The organism is Sorangium sp. So ce117 (assembly GCF_051524395.1).
In the GTDB taxonomy this organism is placed as follows: Bacteria; Myxococcota_A; Polyangia; order Polyangiales; family Polyangiaceae; genus Sorangium; species Sorangium cellulosum_B.
The window spans coordinates 12074509-12094422 of sequence record NZ_CP150309.1; the positions used below are offsets into that span (position 1 = coordinate 12074509).

24 protein-coding genes are annotated in these 19914 nt (G+C 68.1%); 8 read left to right on the plus strand and 16 right to left on the minus strand.

The features are described from left to right. Positions 1 to 60: 60 nt before the first annotated feature. Positions 61 to 1578, minus strand: a complete 1518-nt coding sequence (locus WMF46_RS45260; RefSeq protein WP_437982907.1) for a hypothetical protein — start codon at positions 1576 to 1578, stop codon at positions 61 to 63. A gap of 301 nt (positions 1579 to 1879) precedes the next feature. Between WMF46_RS45260 and WMF46_RS45265 the strand changes: the two genes are divergently transcribed. Then, positions 1880 to 3064 (plus strand): 2-isopropylmalate synthase, encoded by a 1185-nt coding sequence (locus tag WMF46_RS45265; RefSeq protein ID WP_437982908.1) that lies wholly within the window; start codon positions 1880 to 1882, stop codon positions 3062 to 3064. On the opposite strand, the gene WMF46_RS45270 is transcribed toward WMF46_RS45265, so the two are convergent. Then, positions 3048 to 3377, minus strand: coding sequence for a hypothetical protein (locus WMF46_RS45270; protein WP_437975416.1), 330 nt, complete (start codon positions 3375 to 3377; stop codon positions 3048 to 3050). The genes WMF46_RS45265 and WMF46_RS45270 overlap by 17 nt on opposite strands. Positions 3378 to 3466: 89 nt before the next feature. Between WMF46_RS45270 and WMF46_RS45275 the strand changes: the two genes are divergently transcribed. The 6 genes from WMF46_RS45275 to WMF46_RS45300 all read left to right on the plus strand — a co-directional run bounded on the left by WMF46_RS45275 (position 3467) and on the right by WMF46_RS45300 (position 7144). Beyond that, entirely contained in the window at positions 3467 to 3640 is a 174-nt protein-coding gene (locus tag WMF46_RS45275; RefSeq protein ID WP_437982909.1) for a hypothetical protein, read from the plus strand. Positions 3641 to 4395: 755 nt separating this feature from the next. Then, the gene (locus tag WMF46_RS45280) at positions 4396 to 4752 is read left to right on the plus strand and encodes a helix-turn-helix domain-containing protein (RefSeq protein ID WP_437982910.1); all 357 of its coding nucleotides are present in this window, start codon (positions 4396 to 4398) and stop codon (positions 4750 to 4752) included. Beyond that, a complete protein-coding gene (locus WMF46_RS45285; RefSeq protein WP_437982911.1) occupies positions 4749 to 5387 on the plus strand; it encodes an ImmA/IrrE family metallo-endopeptidase in 639 nt (212 codons plus the stop codon). Before WMF46_RS45280 ends, WMF46_RS45285 begins: the two co-directional genes overlap by 4 nt. 677 nt (positions 5388 to 6064) lie before the next feature. Next, entirely contained in the window at positions 6065 to 6328 is a 264-nt protein-coding gene (locus tag WMF46_RS45290) for a DUF1883 domain-containing protein (protein WP_437982912.1), read from the plus strand. Between the two features lie 27 nt (positions 6329 to 6355). Continuing rightward, positions 6356 to 6871: a J domain-containing protein gene (locus WMF46_RS45295; protein WP_437982913.1), complete on the plus strand. Its 516-nt coding sequence runs from the start codon at positions 6356 to 6358 to the stop codon at positions 6869 to 6871. Positions 6872 to 6922: 51 nt separating this feature from the next. After that, positions 6923 to 7144, plus strand: coding sequence for a hypothetical protein (locus WMF46_RS45300; protein WP_437982914.1), 222 nt, complete (start codon positions 6923 to 6925; stop codon positions 7142 to 7144). A gap of 304 nt (positions 7145 to 7448) precedes the next feature. Here the strand turns inward: WMF46_RS45300 and WMF46_RS45305 are convergent, their stop codons facing one another. The 6 genes from WMF46_RS45305 to WMF46_RS45330 form a co-directional block, all read right to left on the minus strand. Then, positions 7449 to 7871, minus strand: a complete 423-nt coding sequence (locus WMF46_RS45305) for a hypothetical protein (RefSeq protein ID WP_437982915.1) — start codon at positions 7869 to 7871, stop codon at positions 7449 to 7451. Between the two features lie 2 nt (positions 7872 to 7873). After that, the gene (locus tag WMF46_RS45310) at positions 7874 to 8446 is read right to left on the minus strand and encodes a hypothetical protein (protein WP_437982916.1); all 573 of its coding nucleotides are present in this window, start codon (positions 8444 to 8446) and stop codon (positions 7874 to 7876) included. A 2-nt stretch (positions 8447 to 8448) separates the two neighbouring features. Continuing rightward, positions 8449 to 9258: a hypothetical protein gene (locus WMF46_RS45315; RefSeq protein ID WP_437982917.1), complete on the minus strand. Its 810-nt coding sequence runs from the start codon at positions 9256 to 9258 to the stop codon at positions 8449 to 8451. Between the two features lie 964 nt (positions 9259 to 10222). Beyond that, the gene (locus WMF46_RS45320; RefSeq protein ID WP_437982918.1) at positions 10223 to 11392 is read right to left on the minus strand and encodes a baseplate J/gp47 family protein; all 1170 of its coding nucleotides are present in this window, start codon (positions 11390 to 11392) and stop codon (positions 10223 to 10225) included. Further along, complete coding sequence (locus tag WMF46_RS45325) at positions 11389 to 11844, minus strand: hypothetical protein (protein WP_437982919.1); 456 nt, start codon at positions 11842 to 11844, stop codon at positions 11389 to 11391. The genes WMF46_RS45320 and WMF46_RS45325 overlap by 4 nt, the downstream gene beginning before the upstream one ends. Continuing rightward, complete coding sequence (locus WMF46_RS45330) at positions 11841 to 12350, minus strand: hypothetical protein (RefSeq protein ID WP_437982920.1); 510 nt, start codon at positions 12348 to 12350, stop codon at positions 11841 to 11843. The genes WMF46_RS45325 and WMF46_RS45330 overlap by 4 nt, the downstream gene beginning before the upstream one ends. Before the next feature lie 329 nt (positions 12351 to 12679). Between WMF46_RS45330 and WMF46_RS45335 the strand changes: the two genes are divergently transcribed. Beyond that, entirely contained in the window at positions 12680 to 12970 is a 291-nt protein-coding gene (locus WMF46_RS45335) for a hypothetical protein (protein WP_437982921.1), read from the plus strand. Positions 12971 to 12972: 2 nt separating this feature from the next. Here the strand turns inward: WMF46_RS45335 and WMF46_RS45340 are convergent, their stop codons facing one another. The 8 genes from WMF46_RS45340 to WMF46_RS45375 all read right to left on the minus strand — a co-directional run bounded on the left by WMF46_RS45340 (position 12973) and on the right by WMF46_RS45375 (position 19822). Beyond that, entirely contained in the window at positions 12973 to 13653 is a 681-nt protein-coding gene (locus WMF46_RS45340) for a hypothetical protein (protein ID WP_437982922.1), read from the minus strand. Further along, entirely contained in the window at positions 13650 to 14213 is a 564-nt protein-coding gene (locus WMF46_RS45345) for a hypothetical protein (RefSeq protein ID WP_437982923.1), read from the minus strand. Before WMF46_RS45345 ends, WMF46_RS45340 begins: the two co-directional genes overlap by 4 nt. After that, complete coding sequence (locus WMF46_RS45350) at positions 14210 to 16198, minus strand: hypothetical protein (RefSeq protein ID WP_437982924.1); 1989 nt, start codon at positions 16196 to 16198, stop codon at positions 14210 to 14212. The genes WMF46_RS45345 and WMF46_RS45350 overlap by 4 nt, the downstream gene beginning before the upstream one ends. A 203-nt stretch (positions 16199 to 16401) precedes the next feature. After that, positions 16402 to 16917 carry a hypothetical protein gene (locus WMF46_RS45355; RefSeq protein ID WP_437982925.1) on the minus strand — a complete coding sequence of 172 codons (516 nt, stop codon included), beginning with the start codon at positions 16915 to 16917 and terminating at the stop codon, positions 16402 to 16404. A gap of 2 nt (positions 16918 to 16919) precedes the next feature. Then, positions 16920 to 17420, minus strand: a complete 501-nt coding sequence (locus WMF46_RS45360; RefSeq protein WP_437982926.1) for a hypothetical protein — start codon at positions 17418 to 17420, stop codon at positions 16920 to 16922. A gap of 3 nt (positions 17421 to 17423) precedes the next feature. Continuing rightward, the gene (locus WMF46_RS45365; RefSeq protein ID WP_437982927.1) at positions 17424 to 18881 is read right to left on the minus strand and encodes a DUF2586 family protein; all 1458 of its coding nucleotides are present in this window, start codon (positions 18879 to 18881) and stop codon (positions 17424 to 17426) included. Then, entirely contained in the window at positions 18882 to 19418 is a 537-nt protein-coding gene (locus WMF46_RS45370; RefSeq protein ID WP_437982928.1) for a hypothetical protein, read from the minus strand. Continuing rightward, complete coding sequence (locus WMF46_RS45375; protein WP_437982929.1) at positions 19415 to 19822, minus strand: hypothetical protein; 408 nt, start codon at positions 19820 to 19822, stop codon at positions 19415 to 19417. Before WMF46_RS45375 ends, WMF46_RS45370 begins: the two co-directional genes overlap by 4 nt. Between the last annotated feature and the right edge of the window lie 92 nt (positions 19823 to 19914).

Consider the following 19914-nt stretch of genomic DNA (forward strand, 5'->3'; position numbering starts at 1 on the left):
GGTGTAGAGCGCGCCCCCTCCGCGGCCCGACAAGGCTCCTGTCGCGAGCTCCGCTCCCGCTCAGGGCTCGAACTTGACCGCGACCGGCGAAGGCTGGTTTCCGACCGCTTGGCCCACGCCGAGCTGCCCCTCGGCGTTCTCGCCCCAGCAGAGGATCTCGCCTGTCGTCTTCAGCGCGCACGTGTGCTGGTAGCCCCCGGCGAGCTGCGCCACGCCGTTGATGGGCACGTCGACCGGCTGCGTGGACAGCCCCTCGTCGCCGTTGCCCAGGAAGGCGACTCCCCACATCTTGAGCGCCCGCGCGTCGCCGGACACCGCGCCGCTCCGCTCGCGGCCCACGTCGATGCGCGTCGCGCGCGGCACGGCGACGAGCGTCGGCTCCGGCACGGGCCCGGAGCGATTGGCCCCCACCGCGCCGTTGTAGTCGTTGCCGAAACAGTAGACCTCGGCGCCCTTGCGCGCGCACGTGTGCCGGTCGCCCGCGGCCACCTCGTCGACGCCTGCCGCGAGCGGCGCGAGCACGTTCACCGGAGAGGGCGAGCTCGTCTGTCCGCCGTTGCCGAGCTGTCCATCGAAGTTCCTGCCCCAGCAGAGCACGCCCCCGTCGGAGGCCTTGATGGCGCAGGTGTGATCCTGGCCGGCCGCGACCTGCCGGAGTTCGCTCCGGACGAGGATCGGCGTCGCATAGCCCGACTGCTCCGCCGCGCCATTGCCGATCTGGCCTTCCTCGTCGGAGCCCCAGCAGTACAGCTCATCGCCCGTCTTCACGGCGCACGAGTGGGCCGCGCCCAGCGAGATCTGCACGACGTTGATGAGGCTCGCCACCCGCGTCGGTCCGGCGGAATCGAGGTACGAGCCGTTGCCGATCTGCCCGCGCCGGCCGTGTCCCCAGCAGACGACCGTCGTGTCCTCCATCACCGCGCAGGAGTGTCCAGGGGTAATGTTGTCCGTGCGCGAGAATCCGCCGCCCGCGGCCACGTGGATCGCCTTGCCGGGCAGCGACACCCGCGTGGGCCAGGGCAAGGCCGGCTGATCCACCGGCGCTCCGGCCTCCCCGAACGTGTTCCTCCCCCAGCACCAGACGCTGCCGTCCCCTCGCAGCACGCAGGTGTGGGCGAACCCCGCCGAGATCTCGACCGGGTCGTTGCAGAAGGCGCCCTCGGCCCCGTCCACGCACTCCATCGCGCAGCGGCGGCCGCAGGCGCCGCAGTGCTGGGGATCGCGCGCGCTCGTCTCGCAGCCCGGGGTCGCGGCGTCGCAGTCGAGGAAGCCCGCGTCGCACGCGAGGCCGCAGACGCTGTCCTCGCAGGTCGGCTCCGCGTTCTCCCCGGCCGGGCAGTCCTTCGGCGAGGTGCACGCGACGCCCTGGCCGCCGGCGCCGCCCTGGCCGCCACCGCTGCCCTGGCCGCTGGCCCCGCCCTCGCCGCCGGCGCTGGCGCTGCCGTGGCCAGCGCCGCCGCCCTGACCGCCTCCGGCCGACGCGAAGTTCCGCTCGGAGGGCGAGCAGCCGGCGCAGAGCGCGATTGTGGCGATTGTGAGGAATCCCAGCGCGGTCATCGGCAGGCGAAGCCTGTGCATGATCGAAGCTCCCGAAGCGGCAGGTGTCCCGGAGCAGCAAGTTGCTCCTTGGTCAGCTTTTTACGCTGCCGCTCTCCGCGCGGAAAGCCGCACCCGTTGGCGGGCGCGGTGGTCCGGTCCTGCGGGCGTGGCCGCCGGGCGCCGGCTCGATGCGCTCGCGGAGCGGGGCGCGGTGCTCGCCGTGCGCTGCTGGGACCTGCTCCGGCGGCCGACATGAAGTAACCTCTCCCCCAGCGCGGAACGACGCGGCGCGCCGCGCCCGCGCCCCGCCGAGAGCCCCCTTCGAGATGAGATGCAGCGCATGAGCGCCGACGGCCGGGATCCCGGCGCCGCGGCCCCCTTCGACTGGAACCGCGCCGAGCCGGCGCCCGGGGAGCGCCCGCCGCGCCCTGGCGGGCTGCTGTCGCCCTCCGGCTCCGGCGGGCAGCGGCCGCCCCCCGGTGGCCTGCTGCGGCCCCCCGGTGGCCTTCAGCCGCCCCCGGGTGGCCCGCAGCCGCCTCCCGGCGTGCAGCCGCCCCCTGGCGGCCTGGTCGCCGGCGCGTGGGGCGCCGCGTCCGCCGAGGGCGAGGTGTGGCTGCCCTTCGACCGGGGAGCCCGGCCCGTCGAGGTGCTCGACGAGACGCTGCGCGACGGCATCCAGGGCGTCTCCACGGTGAACCCGCCGCGCGCGCTCAAGATCGAGCTCCTCCACGCGATGGCGAGCATCGGCGTCGACGTCGTGAACCTCGGCATGCCGGCGACCGGGCCGCGGCAGTTCGACGACGCGTGCCTGCTCGCCCGGGAGATCGCCGCGTCCCGCCTGCCGCTCGGCCTGACCGCGGCCGCGCGCACCCTCGCCGCGGACGTCGAGGAGGTCGCCCGGGTGGCCGAGCGCACCGGGGCGCCGATCATGGTCTACGCGTTCATCGGCAGCTCGCCGATCCGGCACTTCGTCGAGGGGTGGGGCCCTGATTTCCTGGCCCGCAGCGTCGACGAGGCCGGGCGGGCGGCCGCGGCGGCCGGTCTGCGCTTCTGCCTCGTCGCGGAGGACGCGACCCGCTCGCCGCCCGACATGCTCCGCACGCTCTTCCGCGCCGCCGTCGACGCCGGCGCGGCGCGCCTCTGCCTGTGCGACACGACCGGCCACGTCACCCCGCCGGGCGTCGAGGCGCTCGTCGCGTTCGCCCGGCGCGAGCTGGGCGCGCTCGGGGCGACCGGGATCGAGCTCGACTGGCACGGCCACAACGATCGCGGGCTCGGCCTCGCGGCCGCGCTCTGGGCGGTGGCGAGCGGCGTCGAGCGGGTCCACGCCACGGCGCTCGGCGTCGGGGAGCGGACGGGCAACACCTGCCTCGAGCTGCTCGTCGACAACCTCGGCCGCCTGGGCGCGCGCCCCCCGGTGCCGCGCGAGCGCCTCGCTGCGTACTGCGCGGCCGCGTCGCGTGCGCTCGCCTGGCCCGTCGCGCCGGACCATCCGATCGCGGGGGCGCTCACCCGCCGGGGGTGACGCTGCCCCCGCCGACGCGCGCCAGGGCGGCGCGGACGATGGGCGCAGCGGGCGCGACCGCGTCCGCGAGCTCGCCGACGCGGCCCGCCGCGCGCTCGGCGCGGGCCCACGCCGACGAGAAGCCGAGCGTGCCGGGCGGATGGGCCTCGGCGAGGGCGATGGCCTGCCGGAGGTCGTCGCCGACCGCGGCGATGGCGTGGAGATCTGCCACGCTCGCCCCGCGGGAGCGCGCCTCGGCGTAGAGCGCGCGCACGATGCCGAGCAGGTCGCGGGCGGCCTCCAGCGGGAAGGGGTCGTGGCGGATCGAGAGCACGCCGGCTGCAGATCAGGGGGGCCGGGCGGGGGCGTCAAGCCGGGGGACGTGCGTGCGATGCGGTTTGAAAATTGCAGCGGAAGGCCGTCATGAACCATCGCACGCATGAGCTCGCGAAGACGGACATTCCCGGCGACGACGAGGATGCCCCGCTGCCGCCGAACCCGGGGGATCCGGGGCCGGAGCAGCCGGAGCCGCCGTCGCCCGATCCGACGGAGGACCCGCGCTTCCCGCCGCTGGGCGACTTCCCGCGCGGGGTTTGAGGCGAGGCGAGGAATGTGACTGGGCGCGTGAGGAGTGTGAAATAGGCTCGGACAGGCCGCTGTAGGTGGTTCTCTCGTCAAGCCGTTCAGCGACGCCAAAATTTCTCAGGTCACACGCAGGTCACAAAAGCAAAAGAGACACGGCTCTCGCCGTCGCTCCGTCGTGAAGGCGCCGGGAATCGAACCCGGATCTGAACCGATGGCCAGCATGCGCGAGAGATACGGCAGACGCCGCGTCGGACGCGCCGGAACGGTGTCAGAGGCCATCGAGGGTTCGATTCCTCTCGTACCCTCTCGATCCCTCTCGTGGAGCCCCGTGTCCTGACGTCGGGGCACACGGAGGTCACACGGCGGCGTTCGCCCTCCTCGGCGCGCGCGGGTTGGGGTGCCCGACGATGTGCGAGAGCGCCTGCTGACGAGCACCGACATGGCTGACCTGGACCGCAGCCGGTCGTCAGGCTGCTGGCGTTAGTGGTCAGGGAGCTCTGCGGTGCCTACATGATGACCGGCCGACGAGGGCTCCCAGGCGAAACAGCGCAGACTTCAAGAGACCGCCAGCCGTCCGCTCCGTTCGGCACCGCCGAGCTCCTCCGCCGGGCAGCGCCAAGGCCGGGCAACGCCAGGTAGGAGCATGCTGATTAGTAGAAAATTCTTCCCAGAACGGACGGCATTTCGTTCTTGCAATTTTAAGCCTAGAAGCTAATATCTACGATCGTATATGCGCATTTTATACGCATAGTACAGGAGGAGTCCAAATGAACCCCTTTGGGACACTGCTGCGTGACCTACGCCGGAAGGCAGGCAAGACGCTGGAGGACGTGGCCCAAACACTCGAAGTGTCAATTCCCTATGTTTCTGACGTTGAACGCGGGAATAGGGCTCCGTTCTCACCGGGAAAGATATACGCAGTTGCTTCGCTCTTAAAGGTTGACCCAGAACGCCTCTTAGTTGCGGCGGCCGAGTCTCGTGGTGCTTTTGAACTAGACCCCAAGAAGAGCCAACTGCATCGAGAGGTGGGAGCTGCCTTGATGCGGGGCTGGTCCGAGTTGACTGATGCTGAGCTAGAAAAAATCCGCGCAATCGTTGGTAGACACGCCGTGGAGCTCAAGTGAGTAGATCGCAGAGCGCGTATCCTGCGGACCGGGGTCGCAGTTACCCCGACATTGAGAAAATCGCGGCAGCTCTGCGCAAACGACTCGTTCCCGATCTGACCTACGATGCTGCATTTCCAGCACACACACTCTTCGAATCGCTAGACAGGTTCAGTGTTGCCGTGTCGAGTGTCAACATACCGCTCGACTTCGCGGTTAATGAACTGCCGCAGGGACTGGAAGGGCTTGCAATGCATGACAGTGAGCAGGAGAAGATCCTGGTGGTACTGTCCGTGCCAACCTATGTCGCCCTTCTACGAGGTGAACCCCGCGCTCGTTTCTCTGTGGCGCACGAGATTGGCCATGCTGTCCTGCACCCAACAGAGCTTATTCGACTCTCCAGGATCCCTCACAAGACTGCGGCTTTGAAGAGGGGCGAGTGGTCCACCCACCCAGATTACATGGACACTGAATGGCAGGCGAACGCGCTGGCCGCAGCACTGTTGATGCCCGCCAAGGGACTGTTGCTTCTTGAACAGCACCACGGAGAGCTCGCCGCCGAACGCGTGTGCGACAGATTCGATGTTTCCGTCCAAGCTGCAGAAATCCGTCTGCAAACTTTCGGCAAATATCGAGCCAAGTTGCTCTCCGCCTGAGGAGCCTCGCCCGGCGACTTCTTGCGCCCGGGGGTCTTGAGCAGCACCGAGGGACAGGGAGAGCTCGCCGCTAGCGCTTGTGCGGTAGACTCAAATTCTGTCCACGATGCACAAGTCCTTCTACGGACAATAAGCAATTCTTGTGCCAATGCGCCGCTCGCCTCACGATCCGCGCCTGACGATTTCTTGCGCGGGGGGGGGTTGACGATTTCAGCTGACTGGCTAACTTGGCTGAGACTGGAGGAACACAAAAGGCCGGAACCGCGGTAACGGTCCCGGCCCCCGCAGTAGTCCGAAGTAACCGACAATCGACGCCGCTTACATCCCCCCGCCATGCGGGAAGCTGATTCGGCCGCTGTGATTACTCGTCCTTGGCCAGCACCTTGACGATACACCACGGCGCGGCTGGTGTCAACGGCGTCCTCTACTCGCAAGGAGTGACGACGCGATGGTTTGTACATCTGCATCGTGCTGCTGCGGCCGCCCGATCGTGATCCGCACGATCAACGGGCGCCGTATCCCGATCCACATCCGCTGATGTGGGCGTAGCAGCCGTCTGGGGCGCATGAGGCACCCGGGGTTCGCCAGCACCTGGCAACAGAAGCTGGCGTTTGTTTGCCCGTGCTCCGTGACGGGAGCGCAAGCCTTGTCGTCGACGTGTATCGAGTAGGTGCGATATGAATTTTTTGCATTCGGAAGTGAATACGGGTCCTGGGGATGCGATTGCAGTGACGTTGGAGGGTAATGCTGCCAACGTCCTGGTTATGGACTCGCAGAATTTTCAGAACTACCGTCGAGGCGCTAGCTTCCGCCACTACGGTGGCCATTCCACGCGCCCTCAGGTCATCATCCGTCCGCCTAGCGGCCATTGGCACGTGGTGGTGGACCTCGGCGGCAGGCGCGGGCATGTACGTGCCGGGGTTCAAGTAGTCCAGGGGTAGTCCCAAACTACTGGAAAGGAGTACCCAATGGACAGCAAGCGTAAGCGCACAGTAAGAAGCAGGAATCCTTACAGAGTTCTTGGCGTGAGCGAGACCGCCACCGACGCTGAGCTCAAGGAGCGGTTCCGGCGCCTGGCCAAAGAGTGCCACCCCGACAAGAACGGGGGCGACGCTGCGTCGAACGAACGGATGGCGAAGATCAACGCCGCTTACGACGAACTCCGCGATCCGGCGAGACGGGCAGCTGTTGACGAACGGCTGCGGGCGGAACGGGCCAAGCGTAACGCCGCGCGTATCGCCAAGAAGACACCATGCAGGCCGGAGCCGCCGCCCAGCGACCGGGCGCGCGTGAACTCGATCGTGAAGGCGCCCGAATCGGCAGTTCAGGCCCAGAGGAGTGTCTCTGGATGGGAGGCTTTCCTTAAGGTGGTTGCCATCGGCGGCGCGATTTACGGGGTGGCTCGCGCAGCCGGTCGAGTCGGAACGTACTACGACCCGTCGGTCGACCGGCGCCGCGGTCGCGATGGACGGTTCAGAACTTGATGAAGTAGGCATTCTCAGAATGCGATTTTGCCGATTTGACAGGAGAGGCCAATGGCGTTGACCTTCGCGCAGGTTGTTTCCCAGGTTCAGCGTGGTATTCACCCCGAGCCCAAGCAGGCGATTACTCCCATTGTTGAGCAGGTTAATGCTCAGGATGATCAGATTCGTAAGTTGTTGGAGAAGTCTAAGATTCAGGAGGACATAATTCAGCAGCTGATCCAGAAGCTCGAGAAGATTGAGCGAAATGGACTCGCTCCGAGTTCTGGGCTGTGACCCCCCGGCCTAACGAGTAATGGCGGAATCCTGGTGTCCAACGCTTGGCTGCCAACCAAACACTCACGGCCACTCATCTAGCGAGTCGCCTCTAGGCTCACTGACACCTCGCCGGCCGATGAAGACCACGTCTCCCGGCTGCGGCTCCGGCCAGCGTCGCCTCAACAGGAGCACGGGGCCGCTAGCTCCTCGTGAGGCGGGGCCGCTGGGTCCTCGTGCGGCGTCGACGTCGGCTCTGCCGGCTGCTCCTCCTCCCCAGCCGGCTCGGCCGCTTCATCGTCCTGGTCCCTCGCTGCTGAGCCCGTCAGATCACGACCCACGTCGCGCCGTCGCTCACCAGACGGATCGTGACGCGGGGGGCCGCGGCCCGCGCGACCTGCTGGCCCTTGCCCGCGACCACCTGGATCGCCTCCTCCTCCCCGGCGATCTCCTTGACGAGGATCTCGGCACCGACGTTCCTCGGCGCCGGCGGCAGCCTGATGGTCACCGGGTCGTGCGCGTTGACGCGGACGAGTTCGCCCGGTCGAGCCGCGTAGGTGCCCGTGACGACAGGGCTGACCAGCCACGCCCCCGGGATGAACACGTCGGTCCGGTTCTCGGCCGGATTGTCGGTGCAGATCGCCCCGATGAAGTTGAGCGCGGGCCGCTCCGGCAGTTCGACCCCCGCGGCGAAGATGCGCCGGACGCCGAAGAACAGCGTGTCGATCCAGTTCAGGACCCTCGACATGGTTACCTCTTCAGGTGCAGGACGCGGAGCACGAACGCGTCGTAGACGGCGAGCTGCCCAGGGTCGCCGTTGCGGGTCTTGCCCTGGAGCTTGACGCGGTAGGTGCCGGTCTGGGGAGCGACGAGGACCCCGGAGATGGCCATCGGGGCGCGCAGGTTGCGCAGCTCGGACGCGACGTGCGCGCCCACGGGAAGCAACGTCGACCCGTTCGGCGCGACGGCGACGAGCCGGACACGCGCCTGGTCGCCGGTGCCGCTGGCCAGGAACTCGAGCGTAAAGGAGCAGTCCAGGAGCAGGACGTCGAGCGGCTCCACGTTGGGCACGTCGACGCGGAACACACGGGAGCCGGCGTCGAGCCAGTCGGCGTACGTCGTCGCAGGGGGCAAGCCGACGCCGCCATCCTCATTGCCCCATGACGTGAAGTGCACCGCCTCGATGCGCCGGTTGAAGAGGTAGGCCGTGCGATCCGCGAGCGCCTCGAGCCCGACGTTGACGCTCGCAGCGTCGCGTACGGTGCCGTCGTTCAGGGTCTCGAACGACCCGGGAAAACGGTCCTGCCCGCTGTACTCGGCCATGCTCAGACCTCCACATAGCGGGCGTCGTCGCGCCGCGCCTTCACGCGTTTGCCGGTGTCGTCGTCCTTCGACCAGTGGCCCCATCGCCCATCGGGCATCCCTGGAGCGCCAGGCGGAGACGATGGATCAAAACTCGACGGGTCGTAGGCCAGGATCAGCACCACACACTTCGTGTGCGCGCCCTTCCACTGCTGGACGAGCGCCTTGATGGCCGCGATGTTGCTGATCGGGGTCTGCACGCCGAACGCTTCTCCCGGCTCCCAAATCGAGGTCCCATCGCCCCAATCACCGTCGGCGGTGTAATGGGGCGGATAGATGATGATCCAGAACTCGGACCAGTCGCCCGCCTTGTCCGGGTGCGAGAGCGAGTCCCAATCCCAGTTGTTCGGCTCGGCGCGATGCCAGAGCAGCTCGCCCGAGGGCTCGAGCGTGTACCAGACACCCGAGCGGGTCACGATTCGGATCCTGGGATGCTCCGGATATAGGAAGCCTTGCAGAGCCAGCGCGAGCACGTACGCGTTGCCGGCTGCGCGCCAGTAGTCGAGCCACCGCACGAGCCGCGCGCCGTACGCGGCGTCGCTCTCCGCGGGGCCGCGGACGATCCGTCGATCGCGCCCGATGTACGGCAGTGCGGTCGGCGTCCCGAGGCCGGGCATCCGGGCCTGGAGCCCCTGCACGAGCACCTCGGCACCCGCATCGAGGACGGAGGCCGTCGCGTACAAGTAGCGGAACCCGACGGTTCTCCCGGGCCGGTCCGAGAGCCACGGAGGCACGTACCGGCGGAGCGTCTCGCGAAAGCTCAACCTCGGCACGACGCAGCCTCCTGCTGGCGTTGACGCCAGGTGGCCGTTGCGTAGGCTGCGGCGTCATGCGCGGGGCGGTGTTGGGCGTCGTAGCTGCTGTGCTGCTTGGTGGATGCACCCGCCCTGACGCGGAGAACCTGTTCTGGACCCCGCCGCCCGGTTACGTCGGGACGAGCTCCTCGACGGGCGGCTCGGAGGTCTGCGAACCCGGCCGCCAGATCTCCTGCGCCTGTCCTGGCGGGACGCCGGGCGGTATCCAGATCTGCCTGCCCGACGGGAGCGGCTACGGGCCCTGCGAAGGCTGTGGCGGGCAGGGAGACGGGGGAAGTCGCTCGGCCACCTCGTCGAGCTCGTCCTCTGGCGACGGAGGGGCAGGAGAGGCCGGCTCCGGCGGCACCGGGGAGGGCGGGATCGGCGGGCAGGGCGGATCCGGGGGAAGCGGGGGCGCCGAACCGGAATGCTCGACGCCCGCGGATTGCCCGGGGCTCGACGGCGCGTGCTCGTGGCGCATCTGCGAGGCCGGCGTATGCGACCGGAAGCTCGCACCGGCCGGACCCCTCGCCGTGCAGACCCGCGGCGACTGTCGCGAGCGCCGATGCGACAGCGCCGGCCACGAGCACTCGACGCCTGCGCCCGACGACATCCCAGACGACCACAACGAGTGCACCGCCGATGCGTGCGCAGCGGCCGGCCCGACTCATGAGCCGGTCGCGACAGGCACCGCGTGCTCGACGGGCCTCTGCCAGGATAACGCCTGCGTGGAGTACATTCCTGTACGGTGCTCGACGCCCGATGGAATATTCGTGGACTGCGACGGGATGAGCAGGGATTACGTCGTGAGTTGGCTTGCAGGCCCTGGTACATTCGTTAGCTGTGACGCTTTCCCTGGAAGGGTCGGATACTGTGAGCCGGGATCGTTCTGCCATGTGATCGGGTCCGAGCATGCAGAGGGAACCTGCCTGTAGGCGCATCTTCATACTTGATGCACCGTTGTTGAGTTGGCGGCTCCGGTAGGTACCTCGTTCTCGGCCAGTGTTACGTCTGTGGCCGGGAGAGGCACGTCGGCCTTGATGATAAATGGGGACACGTCCTCGATTTGCCCGATGATGGCGTTCCGGAACACCTGGCCGGGTGAGCGAGAGTTCAAGACGTAGCCACCAATAGGGATGGTTGCCTGGTAGTATCGTATGCGTGAGTCAACCTCGAGCGCCACCTGGGCGTCGTTCAGGTTGGCCTCCTTAGAGATCCACACCTCGCACGTGACCGATAGCGGATGCGGAACGGCGCTTCCAACCGTGCACGTCACGCCGTTCGGAACCACTCGCGTGCGAATCGCCTTGTGGACTGCACCGAGGTCCGTGGAATCGTCGCCGATCGTGCCAGGTACCCCGCCATTGGGGCTAGCAACGTAGACGGTCACCTGCCCGACGGAGCTCGCCTTGCTCACCCACACGCGGTTGACGTTCACGGGAGAGCCGTCAGCCCGCCGCGCGCTCTTGGCCCAGTAGATGTAGGCCGCATCCGGCCCGTTCGGGCTGAGGGCCCCGAGCGAGTCACGGCAGCGCTCGCGGAGCTCGGGATCGGTCTCCCCGTCGCGCCCAACGACCGGCGCGGGGTTCGTGCAGGCGACGCCGCGCATGGTCGTCACGAGCACCGCGATCTGGCCCTGCGCCGCCGAGCTGCGAGAATCTGCCTCCAGCGCTCGGATCGCAACCGTGAGGGTCTGCCCGGCCTCTAGCCTGAAGAACGCGGTGTTCGTGTACTGCCGACCGGTGACCGAGTGCTTGCAGATGAATTCGCCGGGCTCGAACTCGAAGATCCCGCCGCCCGAGTTGACGAGCCGCACCTCTCCCGAGGCGAACGTGGCCTCGATCCGCGTGACCCCGTAGACGTAGTAGGCGAGGAGCGTGAGCCAAATCCCCTCGGCCGTGTCGAGGAAGTTCGCACGGATGGCGAGGGCGATGACCTCGGTGAATCCGGCGAAGATGGCAGCGACGACCGAGATGATCGCCTTGGCTGCGCCGCCGTCCTGCCACGCCGTGACCGGGAGCTTCATCGCGGCGAGCAGCCGATAGATCGAGTCCCGCACCTGCTTTCGAGAGAGCGGTGCCAACAGCTGGTCAATGGGCAGCAGCAGGATCACGACCGAACCTCCAGGAGAGCGACCGTTTCCGCGGTGACCTTGAGCACGAGCGTGAACGGCCCCTCAGCCGTGGTGCAGTGGACCGACAACTCCAGCGTGTCCGGGGCAGGCCGGGATACGCGCGTCGTCACGTCGAAGATCCGCTCGTCCTTGGTGACCTCGGAGCGGATGATCCCCGGGATGGCGGCGAGGTCCGCCGAGGTCATGCCCCGGGAGAGCAGCTCCCGGAGGTCGTAGCCGTAGTCCGGCGCGTCGAGGAGCGCACCGCGCGGCGTGGTGAGCCTGCGGTAAACGGCCTGGGCGAGCGCCCTCGGACCGGACGCGAGCTCCATGAGCTCGGTGAGGTCGTCGGCGCAGTCGAAATCGACCCCGAAACCGAGCGGGTCGGGAACGCCGGCCGTCGCCTCGGCATCCGCGGTCACGCTGGCGAGGACGTCTTCGAAGAGACTCATGCGCGCACCTTCGAGAGGACCTGCGCGGGCGGCGGAACGAGGCTCAGCCGGACCGCCACGACTCCAGGACCCGGCTGGACGCCGGCGATATTCACGAGGTCGCCGTCCCGGACCACGACGGCCGTGGCCGCGCCGAGGTCGACCGCGCCCGCCTCTGCGCCGATCCGCACGGTGTCGATCGCGTCGACGAGCAGGGAGACAGGCAGGAAGGTGCTGCCGCCGTCCCGCGAGAAGCCCGTGACGACGGGAAGCTGCGGGTCGCCCTCGATGAACTCGACCAGCACGAGCGCGCCAGGTGTCAGCTCTGCCGACAGACCGGCCATGCCAGCCGCGATGGGCATGGGGAGGATGTCCGGAAGCCCTGCGCCCTTCCGCACGGCCTGGAGATCCACCCGGTCGCCCGCCATGGCGAGCACGCGGTACCGGTATTTGCCCAGGAAATCGTGGCGGGGGAGCATCTCCCGCACGATCGCCCGCAGTACGCGTAAGAGCCGATCGTCGCTCATGGCGCACCCCCCGCCGAGGAGGGCGTGTTGGCCGGTGCCTTGTGTGTGGAATGTGTCCACAAGGTGCGACCAAAATGACGCCCGAAGGAGCTGTTCGAGCTGGTCGCGAGGCAAAAGCGCGGCGCTGACCGGAACTTATAAACAGGAGGTAGAACCACACGCCGGTCCGTCGTCCGTGCTTCGACACCGTCGGCGCAGAGCCCATACTTCGCGACTAATTGACACCAGTATTTCCTGTATGATTTCGTGCTGTTGTCAGGGGAGAGCGCGGCGTGGGTGCCGACGCGTCGCGCTCCTCCCCTGGCACCTCTTGCAGAGAGGTCTGTGCTATGGCCAGGAAAGCCAGAGCCAAGAGAAAGAATATCGGCACAGGGCCGAGTGCCCAAATCCACGTGACGGACAGCAAGATGGCGAGCATCATTTCGCTCGCGCTCGGAGGCGACGCTGAGTCGATCGCCGTGGGAGAGGTGATCGACGCCGCTGTTGGTGATCTTGAACTTCTTTACGAGGTGCTGAGTGCGCGCGACGAGCGCGTTGCCGCTGGTTCGCTGCATACGATCCAGTGCCGGCTTCGGGCGCTCTCCGAGCTCACCCGTCCGATCTGCATCGAGCTCCGGTAGCATCACGCCGCGAGCTCCTGTCCCCACGCGCTGACGCGTAGCGCCCCCTTGCTCATCTCCACGTCGAGTTGCCGCACCATGAGTGGCCGGTCGAGCCGTGCCCGCAGCACGGAGCCAATCTCCACTGCGCCCGGATCGTCGACAGCAAGCTCCGCCACCTTTGCCCGCGGATCGATGCTCAGCAGCTCGTAAGCCTTGTCGCTCACCTCCACCTGGGCGCGCTGCCCGGCTCGGGTCGTGCCGTCGTACCCGACCCACCACGGCGTCGCGCCGAGGAGCTGCCGGAGCACGCGGGAGGCCGGTGCGATCTGGCGCACGAAGTCGACTGCGAGCCGGCTCTCGACGCCCGCCGTGTCGAAGCTCTCGCCCACGTCGGCCGCCGTGGCGGTCAGCACGCTCCGGAGCGTCACCCCGGCGTCGTTGTGGAAGTGGCGCGCTTTGCACCGACGCGACCAGCCGCCCGCGCCCGCAACGACGCGCACCCGCGTGCTGAGCTGGAACGTGCCCGAGAACGGCGCCAGCACGGAGCCGCGGAGCTCCAAGGGACCGAGTTTCACGACGACCGCGCCGCTGAGCGGCTGCTCCTCGTCGAGCTCCACGTCGGCGTACCAGAGCCCGGCGAAGGGCACGTGAACGCTGGCCGTGAGCACCCGAAGGCCGTTGATGGAAGCGAAGAGCGTCACAGACCCCCCAATGCATCGATGACGGAGAAGTCGTCCGTCGGGTTCTGGATCTGCTTCATGAGCGCCTGCTGCACGCGGTCGTAGTTGTCCTCCGCGGTGGGTTCGTTGAGCTTCGTTGTGCTCCCCTCGGGCTTCGACAGCATGGGCACAGGGGCTCGGAACTGCTTGAACTTGATCTCCGAGAACCACATCCCGGTATCGTCGTGCGGCTGGAGCTGCGAGCGGTCCTCGACGACCACCGAGCGAATACCCAAGTCGTCCAGCGCGGGATGGTAGATATCGAGCGCCTTCGGTCGGACGCCGCGCGGCGGCTTGTCGACGATGAGCTTGAAGCTCTCCCACTCCTCGAAGTGCAGGTCCTCCCAGAGATAGACTTTGACCGAGAACGCCGCGAGTCCATCGCCCGTGTAGACCAGGAAGGCGCCCGAGATGCCGTATCCCTTCCGCTCGTCCCATTCCCGCGGGGAGCCGGCGCCGACCACCTCGGCGAGACCGGGCGTGCGCCTGGAGGCCAGGACGACGACGTTCCAGGGATCGGGCTCGCGGAGCGGGTTGATCATGCCGGCTCCGGATCGAGTGGGATGCCGCCGGTGACCGCCGCGCCTTCGAGCTCCGCCACGAGCCGGGCCAGGAACGTGCGACCGGTCAGCTCGTCTGCGTCTTTCACGCCGTGGATTACGACGTTGTATGTGTCGCCGCCGCCCCGCTGCGCGGTGGCTGCTCCGCGCCCCGAGCCCAAGCCCTTCGCGCCCGTTGCGGCCTCGGCGAGGCCCTGCGAGGCCACGTCCACGCCGGCCGTGCGGCTCTCGATGCCGAGCTCGACGCCCTCGCCATAGAACGCGCCCTTCTCGAACCCGACCTTGGACGGCGAGGCGACCTTCCAGATGCTCGACAGCGCCGCCGTTGCGCTTGCCCCAAGCTCCTTAACGGCGGAGACCACGCGCGAGATGCCGGAGCGAAGCCCAGCCACTAACCCGTCGACGAGGTGCGAACCGAGCGTCGCAAAGTCGACCGCCGCGATGGCGCGGTACGCCGCCACGACAGCGAGGTACAGCCCGTAGACGGCAGCTCCGGCTACGACGAACGGTAGGGACAGCATCAGGACGGCAGCGCCGAGGGCGACGAAGGGAGCCACCAGCGGCGTGGCCAGCACGGCGACCATCACGGCGAGCGCAGCCAGCGAGCCGACCAAGAGCGCGATTGCCGCAATCCCGGCGTACACGCTCACCTTGACGCCATCGATCTTGGACTTCGCGTCGCTGCCTAAGGCTCCTTCAAGCGCGCGCTTGACCCGCACGAACATCAGCACGACGACGAGCGCCGCGATCACCATCCCCTTGAAGAACCCCTGCACGTACGGTGAGACGCGCGCGACGGCCTCGAACACCGGGTTCAGGAGGGTTTCGGCGAGAAGCTTCAGGTTCCGGCCGGTCACGGTGTTCTGGTCGAGAAGCCGGAGCACACCTTGCAATCCGCGCAGGAACGGCTCGATTTTCACATCCTTGAACAGCCCGCCCACGCTCTCGCTGGCACGCTGGAGCTGTGCACCGAAGCCGAGGAGCTGCGCCTTCGCAATGCGCCCGAACTTCGCCTGCACGGCGTCATCGAGCGCCTTGAGACCTTCCTCGACGCGCACGCGGCCGTTGTGGATCGCGGCCATCGCCGTCTGGAAGCTGACGCCCATGCGCTTCGCGAGCGCCTGCCCGACGTCAGCGAGTTTGAGACCCGTTCCGTCCAGCGAGAAGGCGTTGAGGACGAACACCCGCGTACGGGCGGCCTCGGTGGCGATGCCCTGGAGCACACCGCCGGCCGCCTGGCCCATGACCGCCGTCGCCGTCGCGACCGCGGAGAAGGCGGCTTCGAGCGAGCGCCCCTGGAGCCGGGTGCGCCCGAGCGCCAAGGCCATGTCTTGGAGCTGCGCGCGTGCGAGCGCGACGCGACCGGCGAGGAGTTCCACCTGCACGCCGAGCCGCTGGTCCGCACCGGCGCCCGCGTTCACCGCGTCGAACAGGAGCCGTGCCTCTCGGGCTGCGCCGGCCGCATGGAGCGCGAAGACGGCGAGGGCAGCCGTGGCGACGACCGACCCTGCGACGAGCGCGATGAGCGCTGCTGCGAGCACCAGCGCGGCGCCCGCAGCCCCGGCCTTACCCAGGATACTCCGGAGCTGGGACACCCGGCTCGCCAGGCCGCTGATCGGGCCTCCTGCTCCCTGCGCAGCGCCGAGCAGGTCGTCGAGCCCGGTCCCGGTCGCGCGGGCGGCGCTCCGGAGATCGCCGAACGTGCCCCCGAGCTTCACGTAGGATTCCTGAGCGGCGGCGAGAGAGGCGCGCTTCGCGGCGAGCTGGTCGCGGAGCTGCCTCATGACCGCGACGTTGACGGCGCTGCCGCCCTGCAAGCGGCGCATGGCGGACTGGAGCTCGTTGATTGCAGCCTGGTCGGCCTTGATCTTGTCGCGCAGGCTGGCGAGCGCTTGCCCGAGGTCCTTCGCCTTGTCGGCGCCCCTGACATCGAGATCGACCGCAAACCTGGCTTCTTGATCCGCCATGCCTCACCCACCCAAGCTCCGCGCGATCTGCTCGCGCGTGGCCTTCAGCTCTGCCTCGATGCGACGAAGCTCCCGAAGCAGCACGATCGCTCCCGCCGCGCCCCGCACGAACTCCGCCTCGTTCCTGCTGCGCTCCTGGAACAGCGATCTCAGGAGCTCTGCCGACAGCCCGTCATCTCCCCTCGCTCGGTCCGCGAGGGACGCTATTTTCCCCCGAGCTCCTTCCCTCCGAGGCCGGCGAGCTTCAGGACGGCGTTTGCTGTGGAGATGACCACGACAGGCCGGTCCGCGATGATCTCGTCGTACCGGTCGAGCGGCGGGTAGACGACGCAGGGGCGGGCGAGCTCGCGGCAGGCTTGCACCTTGGGGTTCTCGCCGTGCTGGTCCATCCACTTGCGCGCCTTGATGCCGTCCGGCGCTTTCACGATCACCAGCCCCTCGATCGTCTGGATCGCCTCGATCTTCTTGCCGAGCGGACCGTGCTTCGCCTCGGCCTCGGCCAGCGCCTCCTCCTCCTTGCGGCGGCGCCGCGTCTCCTCGATCTGCTCCTTGAGTACCGCAGCCTGCCGGTCGCGTTCGCGCTTCGCTTCTGCGGCGGCGAGGGACTCGCGCTCCGCTTCCAGCTGCTTCTCCAGCTCAGCGATCACGGGGTCCTTCGCGACCTGCTCGCCCGTCGTGGGTCCCTCCTGCCGAGCCTGCATCTCAGCACCGTCGCTCATGCTCAGTACCTCCCTTGCCTGTTGTCGAACAGCGTCATGCCCTGGATGTTGGGCGTCGAAAGCTTGGCGTACATGACTGTGATCGGGATCTCGTCCACGAGCGGATCGGCCCCATTCGAGAGGCTCGCCTTGCGCCCTCCGATGCGGCAGTCGAAGAGCTCTTCGGTGATGGAGATGTCCTCCTCCTCGTATTGCAGCGTGAAATGAAATGGCACTGAGCCGTAGCTCTTGCCGTCGGGGCTCTTGCGAGCGAGCGCCTCGATGAGCGCCAGCGCGCTGGCCTTGTAGGCCTTGATCGAGCTGCCTTCGACCGAGTACTTGCCGCGCGTTACGCCGCGCGGGACGCCCGCGCGATCCATACCCCACGCGAAGGCGCGTTCGAGCTTCTCCTCGTAGTCGACCCCGGTGAACCCGAAGAACTCGTCGTTGTCGACCTTGACGAGGGCAGAGAACCAGCCGACCTCGTAGCCATTGCGCCTGAAGACGTCTTTGCCGATGGCCATGTTTCATCCCCTGACGTTTGCCGTCGCGCTCGCCGACGCGACGAGCGCCACCGTCCCCCGCATCTTTTTGATGTACGCGAGAGGGAGCACTCGAACCTGCCAACCGATCGCGCCGGTGCGCAGCACGTCGTCGGTGCGCGACAAGGTGAACGCCACCGAGGTTCCCTTGCGCTTGGCCACGATCGCATTCCCGAGCCGCGCGTTGAGCTGCCCTTCGATCGAGGTGGCGACCTCGGGATCGATCCGGCCGCTGCCGTCCCGGAGCACTTCGACGCCGCGGCTGAGGATGGGCTCGAGCTCAGTGCGCGCGATGTCGCAGGCGAGGTCGATGACGCGCCCGTACTGGAGGTAGAGGAAGTCCGAGCCTACCGGCGAGAAGAGACGCGGGTTGTTCACCCAGACGCCGGCTCGGTTCTCCCACGACCGCAGAGTCAGGAAGCGTGCATCGTCGAGGCCCGGGAAGACCGTCTCGTCGTGCTCGTCCGGGTTGCCGTTCGCATCCCTGATGAACACGCCAGGAAGGGGCCCGTACGCGAGCTCGGCGAGGTCGATCTCCTCGGAAACGGAGGCCGCGAGCGGCGCGACGGCGAGCGACGGCGGCCTGCGATAGCGGCGCCGCGACACGGAAGAGTCGATTTTCGCGTACCCGGCGCACACGGCCACGCGTCGCGAGGCCGACTCTCCGAAGGCTGCCGAGAGGGCGGCGAGGTAGGCCGCAGGCGTCTCCCCGGCGTTCGGCCTCCTGGCGTGGGCGACAGCGCGCCGGTTGCGCCCGGCCGCGTGCATGGCTTCGAGGCCCGCGTCGAGCGCCGAGAGCGCCATCGAGTCGAGATCGCCGTAGACCTCCAGGGCCGTCCAGCGCGCCCGCGTGTGGCGTAGCGCGGTGATCCCCTCGACGAGCTCGCCCGCGTTCCAGTAGGGCGCTGTGGTCGGGAAAGAGAGCTGGCCGCGAACGCCGATCGTGCCGGCGCCGAGGTTGACCCGCACGTTGCCTGCCTCGGGCAGGACGATCGTGGCCGCCGTGCCGAGCGCCCGCGTAGTCGAGGAGGTGCGCCACCCATCGAGCGAGTACTGGTAGGTGATGCCGTCGATGCCGACGGTTCCCCCGGAGAGGAACCTGATGGCAATCTCGAGCTCGTCCGTCGGCTCGGTCGTGTTGTCGATGGTGCCGACGCTCGTTCCGCCGAGGTTCTGTACGAGCGGCCCGAACCCGCCGGCCACGCTCGCGTCCGCACGGACCGGGAGCACGGTCAGCCCGAAGCGCTCGATCGCGTAGGCGCCTGCCTCGACGAGCGGCCCCCCGATGAACGTGTCGATCAGATCCTGTGTCCGCGTGGTTGGCGTGGGCGTGTAGAGCGGGCCACCTGCCGCCGTGGCGACGATCGCGAGCACGGCATCGGCAGGCGCGCGGATGCCGAGCTGGTTATCGAGGACCTCGATCTCAATGCTGGGAGTCGACATTCAACACCCCTGTTCTTCGACGGTGGGCGTGACCAAGAACGTCTGACCCTGCGCCACGATGGGAGCCTCTCGTCTCGGGCGGGGAAGCGCACAGACGGGCTGCGCGTATTCGAGAAGGAACACGAGCTCCTCGCCAAACCGCTTTTCCACCGGGCCGAGCCGGCGCGGTGCGCTGAGTGTGTAGAACCCCGCCGTGAAGCTGTGGATCGCCTCGACGACGCGTTCGTGCAGCTCGACGACCGCATCCCACTGCACGGCCTCGTCCTGCGGCGCGCTCGCGTCGAAGGTCCACACGTACACGCGCGCGATGAGGAGCCAGTCCCAGAGCGGACGCGGATTCTTGCCCGGCTTCGCCGGGGGGCCGTAGCCGCCCAGCGCGCCGCTGTCGTCGCCTGGCGCGATGACCACGCGGTTCGCCCGACCAGCGCCCTGGTTGATCTGCTTCGCGGGCTCGCGGTTGCCGAACACGACGTTCGCCGTGACGCCGGCCGCCTGGAGGTGGTGCTGCACGTGACGGTAGAGCGCTGTGAGACTCACGGCTTCTTCCCCTTTACGATGTCGCGGAAAGGCGCGACAAAGCCGAGCCGGATAGCGTTGCCCAGCCTCGGCGGTATCGAGCCCTGCGGGATGATTCGGCGCTTCGGTTTGCCGCCTGCGCCGAAGTGGTGGAACACGTGATGCCCGGTGAGGATGATGAGCACGACCGTGCCGATCGCCTTGGCTGCGATGGCGCCCGCTGCGTTCGCGAGGGGCTTCCCTCCGTCGCTCTTTCGCGGCTCCCACGCCGTGCCGTCCGGCGCCCGCCCTGCCGAGGCCGACGCGCGCAGCTCCGCCTCGACGTTGCGTGCCGCGATCGGCGCGGCGAGCTCGGGCAGTCGGGCCAGCTCGCGGCAGCTCGCGATCATCCGCTCCAAGGCGGCGAAGTCGCCGTTATTGGCCATGCCGCGGCTCCCTCGCCTGGGCGTCGGTCCAGAGGTGTCGGTGAGCATCGCGTCCCGCGTCCGATCGGTGAAGACCGCGGCCCCATGATCGG

Excerpts from the sequence above, each read along its gene's own strand:
- WMF46_RS45260 (WP_437982907.1), bottom strand. The coding sequence starts at position 1,578 with ATGCACAGGCTTCGCCTGCCGATGACCGCGCTGGGATTCCTCACAATC.
- WMF46_RS45265 (WP_437982908.1), top strand. The coding sequence starts at position 1,880 with ATGAGCGCCGACGGCCGGGATCCCGGCGCCGCGGCCCCCTTCGACTGG.
- WMF46_RS45275 (WP_437982909.1), top strand. The coding sequence starts at position 3,467 with ATGAACCATCGCACGCATGAGCTCGCGAAGACGGACATTCCCGGCGAC.
- WMF46_RS45280 (WP_437982910.1), top strand. The coding sequence starts at position 4,396 with ATGAACCCCTTTGGGACACTGCTGCGTGACCTACGCCGGAAGGCAGGC.
- WMF46_RS45290 (WP_437982912.1), top strand. The coding sequence starts at position 6,065 with ATGAATTTTTTGCATTCGGAAGTGAATACGGGTCCTGGGGATGCGATT.
- WMF46_RS45295 (WP_437982913.1), top strand. The coding sequence starts at position 6,356 with ATGGACAGCAAGCGTAAGCGCACAGTAAGAAGCAGGAATCCTTACAGA.
- WMF46_RS45300 (WP_437982914.1), top strand. The coding sequence starts at position 6,923 with ATGGCGTTGACCTTCGCGCAGGTTGTTTCCCAGGTTCAGCGTGGTATT.
- WMF46_RS45305 (WP_437982915.1), bottom strand. The coding sequence starts at position 7,871 with ATGTCGAGGGTCCTGAACTGGATCGACACGCTGTTCTTCGGCGTCCGG.
- WMF46_RS45310 (WP_437982916.1), bottom strand. The coding sequence starts at position 8,446 with ATGGCCGAGTACAGCGGGCAGGACCGTTTTCCCGGGTCGTTCGAGACC.
- WMF46_RS45325 (WP_437982919.1), bottom strand. The coding sequence starts at position 11,844 with ATGAGTCTCTTCGAAGACGTCCTCGCCAGCGTGACCGCGGATGCCGAG.
- WMF46_RS45330 (WP_437982920.1), bottom strand. The coding sequence starts at position 12,350 with ATGAGCGACGATCGGCTCTTACGCGTACTGCGGGCGATCGTGCGGGAG.
- WMF46_RS45335 (WP_437982921.1), top strand. The coding sequence starts at position 12,680 with ATGGCCAGGAAAGCCAGAGCCAAGAGAAAGAATATCGGCACAGGGCCG.
- WMF46_RS45345 (WP_437982923.1), bottom strand. The coding sequence starts at position 14,213 with ATGATCAACCCGCTCCGCGAGCCCGATCCCTGGAACGTCGTCGTCCTG.
- WMF46_RS45350 (WP_437982924.1), bottom strand. The coding sequence starts at position 16,198 with ATGGCGGATCAAGAAGCCAGGTTTGCGGTCGATCTCGATGTCAGGGGC.
- WMF46_RS45355 (WP_437982925.1), bottom strand. The coding sequence starts at position 16,917 with ATGAGCGACGGTGCTGAGATGCAGGCTCGGCAGGAGGGACCCACGACG.
- WMF46_RS45360 (WP_437982926.1), bottom strand. The coding sequence starts at position 17,420 with ATGGCCATCGGCAAAGACGTCTTCAGGCGCAATGGCTACGAGGTCGGC.
- WMF46_RS45365 (WP_437982927.1), bottom strand. The coding sequence starts at position 18,881 with ATGTCGACTCCCAGCATTGAGATCGAGGTCCTCGATAACCAGCTCGGC.
- WMF46_RS45375 (WP_437982929.1), bottom strand. The coding sequence starts at position 19,822 with ATGGCCAATAACGGCGACTTCGCCGCCTTGGAGCGGATGATCGCGAGC.